Origin of the sequence: uncultured Ruegeria sp. (assembly GCF_947500045.1) — a bacterium.
In the GTDB taxonomy this organism is placed as follows: Bacteria; Pseudomonadota; Alphaproteobacteria; order Rhodobacterales; family Rhodobacteraceae; genus Ruegeria.
The window spans coordinates 17,142-32,052 of sequence record NZ_CANMQQ010000018.1; the positions used below are offsets into that span (position 1 = coordinate 17,142).

Below are 14,911 nucleotides of genomic sequence, written 5' to 3' on the forward strand. Positions count from 1 at the left end.
GTTGCAAAAATGGACATAGCTCGATTTTCCGAACGCCTCATGGGCATGAAGGACGAGGTTTGGCTGCAGCATGCAAACCCTTGGTCCGTTTGGACCCGTGTGTTGACACCCCTGCCGCTTCTGGCGTTGGCAATCTGGAGCAGAGCATGGATTGGTTATTGGGCATGGCTTGCGGTCGGCGTCGTTCTTGTCTGGATATGGATCAATCCACGCGCTTTTTCGCGGCCGGAGACTTTCGACAGTTGGTCTGCACAGGGTGTTCTCGGCGAGCGTGTCTGGCTGCGGCATCGCGACAAAGTTGCGGCACATCATAAGCGCGTTGCAAATACGGTCGCCATTGTCAGCGGCGCTGGTCTTTTGCCGTTTGCCTATGGTCTGTGGGCATTCGACTTAGGGTTCACTTGCCTCGGCATAGTTGTGATCTCGGGCGGCAAGATGTGGTTTGTAGACCGCATGGCCTGGGTTTGGAACGACTTCCTGCGCGACGGCGGAACTATTGAAGATCTGACGGTTGGCAGTTGAGCTGTTGCGCCACATTTAAACCACTCGGGAATACGATCATGAAGAAAGTAGTGTTTTGCCACGGTATGCCTGGCAGCCCATCAGATGCGGAGCTACTAAGTAAGGCCAATCCTGGTATTGAAGCCATTGCTCTGAATTTGCTGAACTTTGATCCGAAGGCCATCGACGCAGATCTTTGTGATGCCATAGATGCAGCGTTGGGGGAAACCGACGGCGAGTGTGTGCATGTGGTTGGCTTTTCCATCGGCGCCATGGCGGCAATAAAAGTTGCGGCGTCCAGGCCAAACCTAGTTGGCCGACTAACATTGATATCGCCCGCTGCCCCACTTTTCATAGGTGATTTTCTACCCAAGATGGCGGGAAAACCTGTTTTTGAGTTGGCCATGAAGCGTCCACGGATACTCCGGTTGCTGACGCGTCTTCAAAGTTTGCTGACCCGGTTTTTTCCAGAAACTATGGTCAAATTATTGTTCGCAAAGTGCGGCCCTACGGAAAGAGTTCTTTTAGAAGACGAGACCTTCGTCAGCGTTATGAAAAAGGCGCTATCGGAGAGCTTCGTACAGAGGCCAGCGGCCTATCTTGCATTTATCAGCGCCTATGTCGCGGATTGGAGCGAAACTATGTCAGCGGTGCAGTGCGACGTCGTCCTTTGGCACGGGACTAATGACACTTGGTCGCCGGTTGAAATGTCTCACTCGCTAAAGGGTGTGTTTGGTGAAAAAGCCACAATAAACTTGGTTCAAGGCGCTGAACACTATTCAACCCTAGTACAAGCTGAACTGTAGTTCACACTCAAGATTGACGCTTTTGGAGTTGTACAGATTCTGGATAATATACTGATTTCGTTTAGAATAGGCACTCGAAGGAAGAGGCGTCTTTGGCTCGGTCACCTCGGCTGGAGGCAGTCGGATGTTCGACCGGATTCATCAAGAAAATGTATGCGGCATCGCCCCGAAATTCGACGTATGAAATTCATATGCGGCAAGATCCGTTATTTCGGTCAATCGATGGCTAGTGGGTCTAGACAGACTTTGTTCGAACTTGGCGGACTTCTACAGAGATTTGGTATCAACCACATCCATAATGCGGAGGGAGATATCATGGGTTATCAAGATTGACGTGGGTGCGGAAACCCAGGAAGTTTTGAGTTCCTAGTGTCACAAATGAGTACGTTAAGTGGTACGGTAAGGATCAATCTCAACAGACTTCCCCCAAGAGAACTTTCTGAGCGAACAGGTTACACACATGATTATCGAAGTTCGTCGCTACACACTAAAACCCGGACGTCGCGAGGAGTTTATCGAGTTCTTTGAGCAGGAGAACCGTGTTGCACTGCGCGACGCCGGGATGCTGGTCTTTGGCCCTCTGCGGGATCTGGACAATCCTGACAAAGTCCACTGGATGCGGGCATTCTCGTCGCTCGAGGAGCGAGACAGGATCAAAGATAGTTTCTACATAGGACCGGTATGGAATGAGCACATCGAGCCCTTGGTAATGCCCTTAATCCTCCATTTCGAGGCGGATGTGACCGAAACAACAAACGGGTTTGAGAGTTTCGGGGGTGGCGTATCTCTCTGAATTCCGGGGCCCACAATCCGAAGGGCTCACAGAAGAGAACGAGACACGCTCCGCAACACCGATTGTTGCCACTGGCGTGTACGCGGTGAGTGGCGATAACCCGAGACAGACCGTGATCGCATGGCAAAATTACGTCGCCAAACCGGCAGCTTGATCGCGCATGTTAGTAAATGCAAAGCACGGATTTGAATGTCCGCTCCGGCCTGCCCGCCAGTCACTGACGTGTAGGGCAGAGAAAGGCGGCACCGGGCCCTAAGCGATCAATAGGATTGCCAATCTTAAACACCGTCCATCAGGAGTAGCTAGAAAATCGAGACTGGCCGAACATTTTGCGATGTTCGACAGGGGTCAGTCCAGTCTTTCGCTTGAACAACCTCCTAAACGACGGCGTATCGGTATAGCCGACTGCTTCTCCAACCTCTGCGACAGAGCCGTCGGTGGTTTCAAGCAACTGCCGGGCTTCTTCTATTCGCAGCGCCAAAACGTAATCTTGCGGTGACTTGTTCGTGGCTTTGCGAAAGCGTCGTGCAAACGTAGTTGGCGGTAACCCGGAACGTTTAGCCATTTCTGCGACTGGGTTATCGATGGCGTAATTGTCGGAAATCCATAACTGAGCCCGTGAGATAATGGCGTCAGCATGAGGTGTTGTAGTGATCATTGAACTGAATGGTGACTGAAGTTCTCCGCGGTTGGCCATAAGCCAGACTTTTGCTGCCCGCACCGCCTTTTGCGTGCCGCCGTAATGCGCGATCAGGAACGTAGCGAGTTCCTGCCACCCGGTTGTTCCACCCGACGTTACGGGTCCGCGGGACGCATCAGCAAAGCAAAGGCCGCGGTCGATGCGAAGCCGCACATTTGGGTAAAACCTACGAAAAAGGCATTCCCAAGCCCAATGTGTGGTCGCTTCAACCCCATCCAAAATACCTATTTCCGCCAAATAGACCGCCCCTGTACAGGCTGACACGATACGCGTCTTGGCCAAGTCGCGCTTAGCAAGCCACCCCAAACAAGGATGTTGTTTGGGGTCGAGTCGGTCGTGCGGTGAAAGTGTCAGTCCAGGTACGACAACAACATCAGCGTCGTCTGCGTTCTTAAATGTCTGGTCTGGCGCGATCCACACGCCACTTCCGCAACGAAACCCCTCGGTGTGTGGGCCAACGAGGCTGACGTCAAACACCGGCACAGGCTCCTCGCCGCTCACCAGATGTTCCCAATCCCGCCCTGCGGCCACCAAAGTGTCATACAGGCCAAACACGCTGGAGGCGCTGGTTTCTGGGCTGGCAACGATCTGAACCGAAAATGGCATCTCTAAAATTCCCAAAGTGGTGAATTTGCCCCCTTTTTAGCTGTTCCGCCACTCACACCCAACGAAAAATGTCGCGCAATCTTCAAGGGCACATAGCCTGATGGAGGTATTAACGAAGATGAACGCAGTTTGGAGGTTATTTTTTGACCGTGAAAAGCCGATCTTTTTGAAGAGACACGCGCTCGGAAAACTTAGCCGAACAGATGACCAAGGAAGAGGAACCGACAACTGCAAAGTGACGGAAGAGATGTGGAAATCGGTGATCTATATTGGACCAGGCTGTTCACTGATGAGAGACCGTTAGTTTGAGCAATTTCGATGTCAACTTCGTCCGCATCTCGGAAACTGCAAAGCTTGGTTTTGGATATCCGCTTCGGGCTGAAAATAGATCGTAAGAAGAGCAAACAGACTGGAAGCTAAACGGAAGAGAAACTGCGAAAACCAAATTTCTTCAACGTTGCTTAGCATTTGTGGCACTTCATCTCGCCAAAAGCTGATACTTTGATGCGAACCACTAAAGTTCTTGATGGGTCGGGCAAAAAGATATCAACTTTGCAAGTCCGCTGGCTTATTGACAACGCGATCTTTTAGGACTGTCCAGGCTGATTGCAGGCGTTCCCATCTGTTCAGCATTGCCTCGGCCCTGCATTCTGAGATCTTTCGGTTGGTCTCGGCTTTGGTGAGCAATTCTTGCGGATCGTGGTGCCCAACGGTCTTCATAAGGTTAAGATCAAACGGCGGTTGCATCTTCGGGTCTCCTTATTGTGTCAACTCGAGGATGAAATGAAATTGAACATCGTTCTTGCAGAAACTCCTTAGAAACCCCTGTGATTTCCCTTCGATTTAGTTAGAATCCGACGAAGTTATCAAAAAGAGTAGCTTCCTTGATCTATCGCTTTGCCGAATGCGAATTGGATACCACAAACCAGCGACTGACGCGTGGTGAAAGCGAAGTGGCTATCGAGCCTCAGGTATTCGACTTGCTTCGACTACTTGTCGAAAATCCGGGGCGGCTAGTGACCCGCGACGAGATTTTGGCGGAGGTTTGGGACGGACGCATCGTCTCGGAAAGTGCTATCAGTGCGCGGATTGCATCCGCTCGCAAGGCTGTCGGCGACGATGGAAAACGTCAGGGCGTCATTCGCACGCACCACGGCAGAGGGCTGGAGTTCGTCGCCCAGGTGGATACCTCTACTGCCGTCATGCCCACTGAAAAAGATCAACCAGAGCCTCCGAAAGTCAAATATGCCTTTTCGGTCAGGGGCCACTCGCTTGCCTATCTCGTGTCTGGCTCGGGACCCCCATTGTTTCAACTCGATGGTCCTCCCCTTAGCAAAGAAAAAGCGTGGCACATCCCTATTCTGCGCGACGGTTACACTGCCTATCGAGAAGGTAGAACGCTCGTGCAGATGGATTGGGCGGGAACCGGTCTGTCCGATTCATTCGATGATGCCCTCAGTATCGAGGAGAATGTAGAAGATATTATTTCGGTGGCAGATGCGGTCGGACTCGAGCAATTTGCATTGATGAGCGAATCCGGCGCCTGTTTGGAGGCCGTGACCTTGGCCGCTTTGCACCCTGAAAGGGTTAGTCGGCTGGTGATCGTCGGTGGCTATACCGAAGGCCGAACGCTGCGAGAGCCTGAGGGACGCCCAGAAGTTCTCAAGACCATGATGGAGGCTGGTTGGGATCACTTGGAAGGCGGCATAGCTACCGCCTTCATGACGGCGTATTTTCCAGAAGGTCCATCGGAGGCCATACCGCATATGGTAGGATTAATGCAGCAAAGTGCATCTCGGGATTTTGCACTGAGCATGCGAGACAGGACCAACAATGCATCGACAACGCATCTCTTAAGCGAGATTCAATGCCCGACACTAATTGTTCAGGGCCGCAACGATGCCGTGCATCCTTTGGTTCAGGCCAAAAAACTTGCAGCTGGCATCCCCAATGCCGAACTTTTGGTACTGGAAAGCGCCAACCATTTGCCATTACCAGGCCATCCAACCTGGGACCGTTACATCCCTGCACTGCGCGCCTTTCTGGACGGCTAAGGAGACCGACATCGAGTCGCAACGAACGGCAGATCTGTTTCGCAACACGAGAATTGCAAAGTCGGTTTTTGAAGGTCTGCTTCGGGCTGCGACCAGCAATTGATGCTTGCTGCGGAGAACGGCAACACCGAGCCCAAATTGACACCGGCAAAGCAATGCCAGACATATGCAAAATGACCGTTCAAACAGTTCACTCTTATTGGATAACAGCGTCTGGCCGAGAAGGATTCTCTGGTTCGGTTGAGGCTTGCTTTCCCTATTGGAGCTTCACCAAAACTGTAATTTCAATCTGTGCTTTGAAACTGGTTGAACGCGGGAAACTCGACCTGGACGCCACGCTGAAGGGCGAACGTTACACCCTTCGCCAACTTCTAAAGCACACCTCTGGTCTCCCAGATTACGGGCAGTTTTCTGAATATCACTCAGCCGTTGCGGCCAAGGAAACACCTTGGACACGCAACAAACTACTTGATGTGGCGCTTGCAAAAGGAATGTTGTTTGAGCCGGTACAAGGTTGGTCTTATTCCAACATAGGCTACATGTTTGTAGTCGAGCTAATCGAAGCGACGCTGGAGACGCCGCTTCGTGAGGTTATTGCCGATATGGTGTGCAAGCCGTTGGGCCTGAACAGTATTGAGCTTGCAGAAACATGCGAACAATTTCGGAGGGTACATTGGGAGGCCGCGACTGACTACGACCCAAAATGGGTCTACCATGGGTGTTTGGTCGGAAACGCGCCAGATGCCGCGCGGCTACTGCACGCGCTTATGTCTGGTCATCTGTTGCAGCCCGCGACCATGCGCCAAATGTTAGATGCAAAAATCCTTGGCGGTGCTATTCCCAACCGTCCATGGACAGAATGTGGATATGCTCTTGGCCTGATGTCTGGTGCTTTGAATAGTGTGGGTAAGGCGGTAGGGCATTCCGGTGGTGGACCGTTTAGCGTAAACGCAGTCTATCATTTTTCTGACGTTAATGATCCAATCACTGTGGCCTCGTTTACAGATGGGACCGCTGAGGGTGTTGCCGAGTTTGCAGCGGAGAGGCTAGCCGAAGTTCGATGACTGCTTCGTCCGCAGACTGTTAGTCGACCAATTCCAGATTTTGCGCTCGCGGCGAAAGTCCGGTTTGATGGGCCGCGCCGCAGCATCTCGACCGGTTGCCCAATGGCAGTTCTGGGCCGCTCCCAGTCGTAGCCAATATTGAGTGGGTTCGGTCTTGTTTCTGACCTCGGGATTGAGCCAAACGCAGAGCCATTTCAAATATACTTCGAACAAAGATTGACGTCTATTCAGCCGGTGCCGAGCAGTATCTATTCCGTTGCCTTCTTCCTTCAAACCACGTTTTTTGATCAGGTTCACCAGCAGGAGAAGCCGGACATGACGCATCGAAAGCTCTACCTCGGTCCACTGACAGACAACAGACGTTGGGACATGGTAAAGATCCGCCCGAACGACGTGTTCGTCGTGACGCCACCGAAGTGCGGAACCACCTGGATGCAAACCATTATAGCTCTGTTGTTTTCTGGTGATCCTGAGGTCAAGACGGAACTATCGGTCAAGATGCCGTGGGTGGACATCCGCATCCGCGAGATGCCCGAGGTTGCCGAGCGGCTCGAAGCCATGCAGCACCGGCGCAGCATGAAAAGCCACACACCGATGGATGGGTTGCCGATGGATGACCATGCTCAATACATCTGCGTGTTTCGGCACCCCCTTGATGCGCATTTTTCGTATCGCAAACATTTGCGCAACATTCCATTGCCTTGGTTCGATATGTGGTATCCCGAGGACGATCCCGATGGTGTCACTTTTCGCCGTTTTTTAGACGGAGGAGCTGAGGGGTTCGATGGGGATGCATTGCCACTTGCGCATATCCTGCGGCACTACAAATCGGCCACAGCCGTTGCCGACCGACCGAATGTATCTCTGTTCCACTATGCGGACATGACCCGCGATTTGGCGGGCACCTTTGCAAAGCTGGCCGACTTATTGGGAATATCCCATTCTACCGACGTCTTGGATCAACTGGTTCAGGAGGCAACTTTTGATAACATGAAAGCTAATGCAGAGCGCTTTGCTCCATCAGGAGGCAAGGGGTTTATGAAGTCAGACTCCGAGTTTTTCCACAGCGGTACCAGTGGCAAATGGCATGGGAAACTGACGGACAATGAGTTGGCAGCATATGACGCTATGATGGATGCACATCTTAAGCATGAGGATCGCGTGTGGTTGGAGTTTGGCTCAAAGGGAACCACACTTTGCTAAAGTACATCGATCCGCCTTAGGGCTGACCTCGGGAGCGCAGAACTACGGGGCAGGGGTATGATGCGCTCGCTCCGAGGTCGGCTTGGAGCCCAAATTGTCGAATACTGCAGCGCCGTGTTAATGTCTGCATACGATGCTCTGGAAGCCGAAATGACCAAACACCCCAGTCAAGTGAACGATGAAAGACCCGCCATTCTCTGTGTTGCAGGCTTTGGTGACAATGCGAGCATGTATGACGGTTTGGCTGACACCCACCTCGCCAACAGCTATCGTGTGCTACCCATCAATCTTCCGGGATTTGGCGCTCCGCCACTGGCAAAAGAAACAACTCTCGGAGCACTTGCGCAAACCGTCGCCGACGAAGCGAACAAGCACAGAGCCGAGATCATTGTCGCTCATTCGGTTGCTTCAATCATAGCTTCACTGGCTGCGAAAAGGGCGGGCTGTCCTTTGACAACCATTATTTCTTTAGAAGGTAACATCACTGCCGAGGATGCCTATTTTTCGGGAACTGCCGCCGACTACGGTGATCCGGTTGCGTTTCGTGCGGCGTTTCTTGAGCGGCTTGATGAAATGGCGAAAACGGCACAAATCATCCGACGGTATCGTAATGAAGTTTCGAAGGCCGATACTCTGGCGCTGTGGCAACTCGGCACCGACGCACGGCATTTTTCAGCAAGCTGCGTGCCCGGCGAGCTTTTGCAGAACGCGGCAAATGTGATTTATCTCTACAACCCCGATAACTGTCCGGATAGCACCGTCCGTTGGTTAGAAGAAAACATGATGGATCGGATCGTTCTCGAAAATGCCACACACTGGGCGAGCGTTGATCAGCCCGAAAGGCTTGCAGAAATGATTGCTGAGGCACTCCGCCGATAGGCGAATGCAGCAGTTCACAATTGGATAGATGAAAGTTGGCTTTGTATTGGTTTTCCGCAAGAAACGGGTCGCGGTGTCAGGATCGCTCAGGCTAATCCGTTAGGTAATAGTTAGTGACGAAACCAGAAGACATGACAAACCAACCCATGCCAGCAATGGATTTTACAGCCAGCGTCATGCTGCTTCTGCTCGCTGCGGTCTGGGGCGGGTCGTTCTTCTTTGGCGAGGTTGCACTGACTGAAGTGCCCCCGCTGACAATAACGCTGCATAGGGTGATCTGGGCAGTCCCAATACTGGCACTCATCGTCCTATTCAAAGGATTGAGTGTTCCACGTGCCCCTCAGGTATGGGGCGCTTATCTCGTTATGGGAGCGCTCAACAACGCAATCCCATTCTCATTGATCTTCTGGGGGCAAACGCAAATCGACAGCGGGCTGGCTTCAATCCTCAACGCAACGACAGCAATGTTCGCAGCGGTCGTGGCGGGTTTGCTTCTTAAGGACGAGCCGTTAACTCCGAAGAAGATTGCAGGTGCTGCATTGGGTATTTTGGGGGTGGCCTTCATTATGGGGCCAAGTGCATTGACCGAGTTCAATCCGAGCAATCTGGCTCAGCTAGCTATCCTTGGGGCAACGCTCTCCTATGCATTTGCCGGTGTCTGGGGCAGAACTGCTCTTTCAGGCCAACCACCACTTGTGAATGCACTTGGCATGCTGATCGGTAGCACAGTGCTTATGATCCCTATTGTTCTCGTGATGGATGGCCCCCCAAACTTGGCTCTGTCGACTGGCATATGGGCTGCGCTTCTTGGAATGGCCGCACTATCAACAGCACTGGCCTATGTTCTCTATTTCGCAATCCTTGCGCGCGCCGGTGCCGCCAACCTGCTTTTGGTTACACTGCTGATCCCACCGTTCGCTATCGGCCTTGGCGTTTCATTCCTGGGTGAAAAGATGGAGCCGAACGCGTGGGTTGGATTTGCCATCATTGCCCTTGGCTTTGCTGTAACCGACGGCCGGCTTTTTTCCCGCTTTGTCAGGCACAAGCCTCAACAAGTAGAATGAGGTGCAATCTAGAATAACGTTGACCGTCACATTACGGGGTGACGATACCCATCGTCACCAACTGACACGGCCAAGCGTCGGGTCTATTATTGAGTAGCGGACATTCAGCAACGGTAGGGCTCTTGGATCAGATAGAAACCTAACCGTTGATTAAGAACTTTGCGTCGATAAGATGAATGCAAAGATCGAAATACATTTGCTATTCTGCTTTGCAATTTTTTGGAGGTTTGATCGATGGTGAGACGCACAGCCACACTGGGGATGATTATAGCCCTCAGCCCGATCGCGGTGCTGGCTCAGGATGCCCCTGTTATGAAAGAGCCTCTTGGCTATCCAGGTTTCAACGGGAAGATCGAGTTGGATGTCAGAGACTCCCAGTCAGACTGGACGCCGTTCACGCCAAAGGCGGCACCAGAAGGTTCACCAAATATCCTGTTTGTCCTTTATGACGACACCGGATTGGGTGCGTGGTCGCCCTATGGCGGCAAAATCAATATGCCAACAATGGATGACCTTGCAGAGCAAGGGCTGACGTTCACTCAATGGCATACCACGGCCCTGTGTTCGCCAACACGTTCGACCCTGTTGACAGGCCGCAATCATCATCTCAACGGGATGGCTGCGATTACGGAAACTGCGGACGGCTTTCCAGGGGCCAGCGGGCGGTTACCTCCACAAGTGACCACGGTAGCTGATGTTTTGCAGGCCAATGGCTATAGTACATTCTGGATTGGAAAGAACCACAACGTCCCTGAGCAAGACGTCGCTTCGGGCGCAAGCCGCACCGAATGGCCTTTGAACCAGGGATTCGACCGGTTCTATGGTTTCCTGGGTGGCGAAACCAACCAATGGTATCCTGACCTGGTCGAAGACAACCAATTCATAGAGCAACCCTATGGTCCGGAAGATGGCTATCACCTGTCCAAGGATTTGGCAGACAAAGCCATCTCGATGCTGCGCGACCAGAAAGCAACCAACCCGTCAAAACCCTGGTACATGTGGTTCAACCCCGGGGCCAATCACGCCCCTCACCACGCATCGACGGAATGGTCAGACAAGTACAAAGGCGTCTTTGACGAGGGTTATGACGTCTACCGGGAAGAAATCACCAAGGCCATGATCGAACGGGGAATTGTACCTGAGGGCACGGTCAATACGGAATTGAACTTCCTGCCTGAAGGGATCGCCAACCCGGATGATACTATTCGCCCCTGGGACAGTCTCAATGACGACGAAAAGAAACTGTTCGCGCGTATGGCCGAAGTTTACGCGGGTTTCTCGGAATATACTGACAGTCAGGTTGGACGAATTGTCGATTACCTGAAAGAAACTGGGCAGTATGAGAACACTCTGATCATCTACGCCGCTGACAACGGAGCCTCTGGCGAAGGGTCACCGAATGGGTCCGTGAACGAGAACAAGTTTTTCAACGGCTTCCCGGATGAGCTCGCGGAGAATATGAAATATCTCGACACGCTGGGTGGCCCTGAAACCTACAACCATTATCCAACAGGATGGGCCGCTGCCTTCTCGGCTCCGTTCAAGATGTTCAAGCGCTATTCAAACTATGCAGGTGGAACCAATGATCCGCTTGTCATGTCATGGCCAAACGGCATCAGCGAGGGAGGTGAAATCCGGCACCAGTATCACCATTCGGTTGATATCGTTCCAACCATTCTTGAGATCACCGGACTGGAGATGCCCACGACAAACAATGGCGTCGAACAATACCCACTATCCGGCGTGTCGATGGCATACACCTTTGACGCGGAACCGGACGATCCCACCCAAAAAGAAGTGCAATACTACACGATGCTTGGTACGCGCGGCATCTGGAAAGATGGCTGGAAAGCCGTCGCTGTTCATGCGCCACTGACCGGGACAAGCGATTTCGACAAGGATGCTTGGGAGCTTTACCACGTCGATGTGGACCGTTCTGAAGCAAACAACCTCGCCGAACAGGAGCCGGAAAAGCTGCAAGAGCTGATCCAGGTCTGGTTTGATGAGGCCGCAAAGAACAATGTACTGCCCCTTGATGACCGAAGCGCAGTTGAAATCCTCGGAATCGAGCGTCCGACTGCCGAACCTCCGCGCGACACCTACGTCTACTATCCGAACACGACCTGTGTGCCGGAAGGTGTAGCCGTCAATGTACGTGGACGGGATTATAAGATCCTTGCCAATGTTGAGATTGAGGATGAAGACGCCAATGGCGTCATCTTCGCCCATGGCTCGCGGTTTGGTGGCCATTCTCTGTTGGTCAAGGACAAGAAGCTTTACTACGTCTACAACTTCCTGGGCATCCAACCGGAGCAGACATTTGAATCAAACGTTGAGTTGGAACCGGGCGTGTATACGTTGGGAATGGAATTCGATGCCACTGGCACAGGTGACAATGGCGAGGTTCTGGGCTCGATGAAGCTTTACATCGATGATCAGGAGGTGGCCTCAGGCGATATGCGCACGCAATCTGGCAAGTTCACGCTGTCTGGGGATGGTTTGTGCATCGGATATGACAGCGGCGACGCCGTCAGCCAGCTTTACAACACCCCGGGGGAGTTTACAGGTGGCACGATCCAGAAAGTGGCCGTGTCTGTGTCTGGCGACAGTTATGAAAGCATGGAAGCCGCTGCGAAGCGGATGTTGAAGCGGCAGTGAACTACGACCAGCAATTGCAAGGAGTGCGTAATCAGCGCACTCCTATCATCTGAAGCCGCAATTGAGCATTTCGACTATAAAATACCCTCCCAGTTAAACATTGCAGGGCCAATTCTTATGTCTGCTTTGGGCCGGTCAGTCCTTTTCGGGAATTTGCGAAGCTGGCGTTTAGCTCGCTGGTACAAATTTTCCCTTAGACCTACCTATACTTCGCAACAAATCCGGAAAAGGCATCAGAATACGTGTTTTCTTCGATCTGGGCTCATTAGTGTGTGATGCATCCTGGTAGCCAGAGAGAGTTACGACATTTTGTAATCCGACAGCAGACGACGCTTTTCAGCTATCGCTTCTCTGCGGTTGCGTTCGATCCCCAGCCTAAAGGACTCTTCGACGAAGTCGATGTGATTAGTCGCGGCTTTTTCGGCGCGTTGCTCATCGCCGTCAACTACTGCCTGGCCAAGCTCCATATGCTGGTCCAGCAGCTGCTTTCCAGTGCCGTCAATTGTTTTCAGAAAGTCGCGGTTGTAGAACACACCCTTACGTGTGAGCTCGTAGATCGAAGCCATGATATGGATCAGGGTTGCGTTCTGGCTGGCGTCGACGATTGCAGAGTGCAGCGCAAAATCCGCTTCTTGAGAAGCTTTGGTATCGTTTTCACGCCAAGCGCGCTCATTCTCGACCAAAATCTCCGCAATCCTCTCTTGGTCGGCCTTTGTAGCGCGTCGCGCGGCAAGGCGGGCGGCAAAACCTTCCTGTTCACGCCGGTATTCCAAATAATCGAAAAAGGCGGGCTCATGTCGCTCATAAAGCGCGAGCAGTGCAGGCATCATGGCCTGTCCGGTTAGTGCAGCGACAAAGGTCCCTTCACCATGTTGCGTCGTGACCAGGTCGCGTTCTTCCAGAACAGACAGGGCTTCGCGCAGTTTCGGGCGCGACACGCGCAACATCTCGGCGAGGTCTCGCTCCGAGGGCAGTTTGCGGCCCTGTTTCAGGACGCCCGAGGCGATCAGGTCCTCGATCTGAGCCACGACAGCTTGAGCCAGCGATTCGTGGCCGACAGGTTCAAATATCGCTGTGGGGCTCATGATTCTGATCTCCGCTCAATGCCAAAACTAAAGAGTACTGGTAAATAAATATATCCATAGCTGGTCAAAACTCAAGCTACAACGCTCATCAAGAACTTCGAACTTAGCAGCATGATATAAATAGATTTTAGTCGATTCTTCTTTTTGGGTCGTCTTCGGGTCATATCCTGAACTTTACTGAATTCTACTTGATTTAGCACATCATGAATATCCAGTGGTAAATAAACTTGTTGACTGGTTATTATTGGTAAAGTTAATTTACCACCGGAGCGGCGCTGGAAGAACCCGCGCCACTGATTGGGGTAAAAGTGCCCCGACCAACCCTGGAGGAGATTTCATGAAGAAGACCCTGACGAGCCTTGCAGTGGCCGCCAGCCTGCTGGCCGCACCTGCGGTTGCCGCTGACAAGCTGCTGCTGAAAACCCCGATTGCCTTTTCGACCGAGCTTCCGGGCCTTGGTTCACCGATCCCGCGCGTTGCTGAGCAGCTTGAGCTGATGTCGGGCGGCACCTTGAAGATGAAAGTGTACGAGCCGGGCAAGCTGGTCCCGCCGTTTGAAATTCTGGACGCTGTGTCCACCGGCAAGATCAATTCTGGCTACACCACCGCCGGATACTGGGCCGGCAAAATCCCGGCCGCACCTCTGTTCTCGGCCGTTCCGTTCGGTCCAGAGGCTGGCGAATACATGGCGTGGCTTTATTACGGCAACGGCCTGACCCTCTATCAGGAAATGTATGATCAAGCAGGCTACAACGTACACGTTCTGCCCTGCGCTGTTATTGCGCCTGAAACCTCTGGCTGGTTCGCGACCGAGATCAACTCGCCAGAAGACCTGAATGGCCTGAAGATGCGCTTCTTTGGCCTTGGCGGCAAAGTCATGCAGAAGCTGGGCGTAGCAACCTCGCTGCTACCGGGTGGTGAGATCTTCCCGGCGCTGGAAAAAGGTGCCATCGACGCAACGGAATTCTCGATGCCAGCCATCGACGCGCGTCTGGGTTTCCACAAGCTGGTGAAATTCAACTACTTCCCCGGCTGGCACCAGCAGGCGACCGTGTTCGAACTGTTGATCAACAAGGACGTCTGGAACGAATCCAGCGACCAGCACAAAGCGATCATCGAAAGTGCCTGTAAGGCGTCGATGACAGACAGCTTTGCAGAAGGCGAGGCGATCCAGCACGCCGCACTGCTCGACAATATTGAAAACAACGGTGTCACCATAAAGCAGTGGTCGCCCGAGATGCTCGACACCTTCCGTGCGACCTGGGAAGAGGTTGCCGCTGAAGAGGCTGCCAATGACGCCTTCTTCGCACAAGTTCTGGACGACATGAACGAATTCCGTGACGGCTATGATCTCTGGAAGACGAACGCGTTCCTCCCGCGTCAGTAAACTCCCTTGCTGACGTAACCGGGGCGGCGTCATCCGCCGCTCCGGTTCTTATTTCCTGATCTTCGGAATTTCTAACTTTTCACTGCCTGTGTGCCGGGCTGCTGAGCGAGG

12 protein-coding genes are annotated in these 14,911 nt (G+C 52.7%); 10 read left to right on the plus strand and 2 right to left on the minus strand.

What is annotated here, in order from left to right:
- Positions 1–9 precede the first annotated feature (9 nt).
- From Q1B46_RS20880 to Q1B46_RS20890, 3 genes are all read left to right on the plus strand, one after another.
- Positions 10–522, plus strand: coding sequence for a DUF6653 family protein (locus tag Q1B46_RS20880; protein WP_299951629.1), 513 nt, complete (start codon positions 10–12; stop codon positions 520–522).
- 38 nt (positions 523–560) lie between these two features.
- The gene (locus tag Q1B46_RS20885; protein ID WP_299951631.1) at positions 561–1,307 is read left to right on the plus strand and encodes an alpha/beta hydrolase; all 747 of its coding nucleotides are present in this window, start codon (positions 561–563) and stop codon (positions 1,305–1,307) included.
- Positions 1,308–1,767: 460 nt separating this feature from the next.
- The gene (locus Q1B46_RS20890) at positions 1,768–2,100 is read left to right on the plus strand and encodes an antibiotic biosynthesis monooxygenase (protein ID WP_299951633.1); all 333 of its coding nucleotides are present in this window, start codon (positions 1,768–1,770) and stop codon (positions 2,098–2,100) included.
- A gap of 292 nt (positions 2,101–2,392) precedes the next feature.
- On the opposite strand, the gene Q1B46_RS20895 is transcribed toward Q1B46_RS20890, so the two are convergent.
- Positions 2,393–3,406: a helix-turn-helix domain-containing protein gene (locus Q1B46_RS20895; RefSeq protein WP_299951635.1), complete on the minus strand. Its 1,014-nt coding sequence runs from the start codon at positions 3,404–3,406 to the stop codon at positions 2,393–2,395.
- An 884-nt stretch (positions 3,407–4,290) separates the two neighbouring features.
- Here Q1B46_RS20895 and Q1B46_RS20900 point away from each other — a divergent pair.
- The 6 genes from Q1B46_RS20900 (at position 4,291) to Q1B46_RS20925 (ending at position 12,328) form a co-directional block, all read left to right on the plus strand.
- Entirely contained in the window at positions 4,291–5,460 is a 1,170-nt protein-coding gene (locus tag Q1B46_RS20900; RefSeq protein ID WP_299951637.1) for an alpha/beta fold hydrolase, read from the plus strand.
- A 173-nt stretch (positions 5,461–5,633) separates the two neighbouring features.
- Complete coding sequence (locus Q1B46_RS20905; protein ID WP_299951639.1) at positions 5,634–6,524, plus strand: serine hydrolase domain-containing protein; 891 nt, start codon at positions 5,634–5,636, stop codon at positions 6,522–6,524.
- 315 nt (positions 6,525–6,839) lie between these two features.
- Positions 6,840–7,727 carry a sulfotransferase domain-containing protein gene (locus Q1B46_RS20910; RefSeq protein ID WP_299951641.1) on the plus strand — a complete coding sequence of 296 codons (888 nt, stop codon included), beginning with the start codon at positions 6,840–6,842 and terminating at the stop codon, positions 7,725–7,727.
- A 150-nt stretch (positions 7,728–7,877) separates the two neighbouring features.
- Entirely contained in the window at positions 7,878–8,606 is a 729-nt protein-coding gene (locus Q1B46_RS20915; protein ID WP_299951643.1) for an alpha/beta hydrolase, read from the plus strand.
- 131 nt (positions 8,607–8,737) lie between these two features.
- Positions 8,738–9,670, plus strand: coding sequence for a DMT family transporter (locus tag Q1B46_RS20920; RefSeq protein ID WP_299951646.1), 933 nt, complete (start codon positions 8,738–8,740; stop codon positions 9,668–9,670).
- A gap of 234 nt (positions 9,671–9,904) precedes the next feature.
- A complete protein-coding gene (locus Q1B46_RS20925; protein ID WP_299951648.1) occupies positions 9,905–12,328 on the plus strand; it encodes an arylsulfatase in 2,424 nt (807 codons plus the stop codon).
- 299 nt (positions 12,329–12,627) lie between these two features.
- Here Q1B46_RS20925 and Q1B46_RS20930 read toward each other — a convergent pair whose 3' ends face one another.
- Positions 12,628–13,413: a FadR/GntR family transcriptional regulator gene (locus Q1B46_RS20930; protein ID WP_299951650.1), complete on the minus strand. Its 786-nt coding sequence runs from the start codon at positions 13,411–13,413 to the stop codon at positions 12,628–12,630.
- Positions 13,414–13,750: 337 nt separating this feature from the next.
- Between Q1B46_RS20930 and Q1B46_RS20935 the strand changes: the two genes are divergently transcribed.
- Positions 13,751–14,800 carry a TRAP transporter substrate-binding protein gene (locus Q1B46_RS20935; protein ID WP_299951652.1) on the plus strand — a complete coding sequence of 350 codons (1,050 nt, stop codon included), beginning with the start codon at positions 13,751–13,753 and terminating at the stop codon, positions 14,798–14,800.
- Positions 14,801–14,911: the final 111 nt, after the last annotated feature.

Bases quoted from the DNA above. Each gene is read 5' to 3' on its own strand.
- Q1B46_RS20890 (WP_299951633.1), top strand. From the start codon at position 1,768: ATGATTATCGAAGTTCGTCGCTACACACTAAAACCCGGACGTCGCGAG.
- Q1B46_RS20925 (WP_299951648.1), top strand. From the start codon at position 9,905: ATGGTGAGACGCACAGCCACACTGGGGATGATTATAGCCCTCAGCCCG.
- Q1B46_RS20895 (WP_299951635.1), bottom strand. From the start codon at position 3,406: ATGCCATTTTCGGTTCAGATCGTTGCCAGCCCAGAAACCAGCGCCTCC.
- Q1B46_RS20920 (WP_299951646.1), top strand. From the start codon at position 8,738: ATGACAAACCAACCCATGCCAGCAATGGATTTTACAGCCAGCGTCATG.
- Q1B46_RS20935 (WP_299951652.1), top strand. From the start codon at position 13,751: ATGAAGAAGACCCTGACGAGCCTTGCAGTGGCCGCCAGCCTGCTGGCC.
- Q1B46_RS20915 (WP_299951643.1), top strand. From the start codon at position 7,878: ATGACCAAACACCCCAGTCAAGTGAACGATGAAAGACCCGCCATTCTC.
- Q1B46_RS20910 (WP_299951641.1), top strand. From the start codon at position 6,840: ATGACGCATCGAAAGCTCTACCTCGGTCCACTGACAGACAACAGACGT.
- Q1B46_RS20880 (WP_299951629.1), top strand. From the start codon at position 10: ATGGACATAGCTCGATTTTCCGAACGCCTCATGGGCATGAAGGACGAG.
- Q1B46_RS20930 (WP_299951650.1), bottom strand. From the start codon at position 13,413: ATGAGCCCCACAGCGATATTTGAACCTGTCGGCCACGAATCGCTGGCT.
- Q1B46_RS20905 (WP_299951639.1), top strand. From the start codon at position 5,634: ATGACCGTTCAAACAGTTCACTCTTATTGGATAACAGCGTCTGGCCGA.
- Q1B46_RS20885 (WP_299951631.1), top strand. From the start codon at position 561: ATGAAGAAAGTAGTGTTTTGCCACGGTATGCCTGGCAGCCCATCAGAT.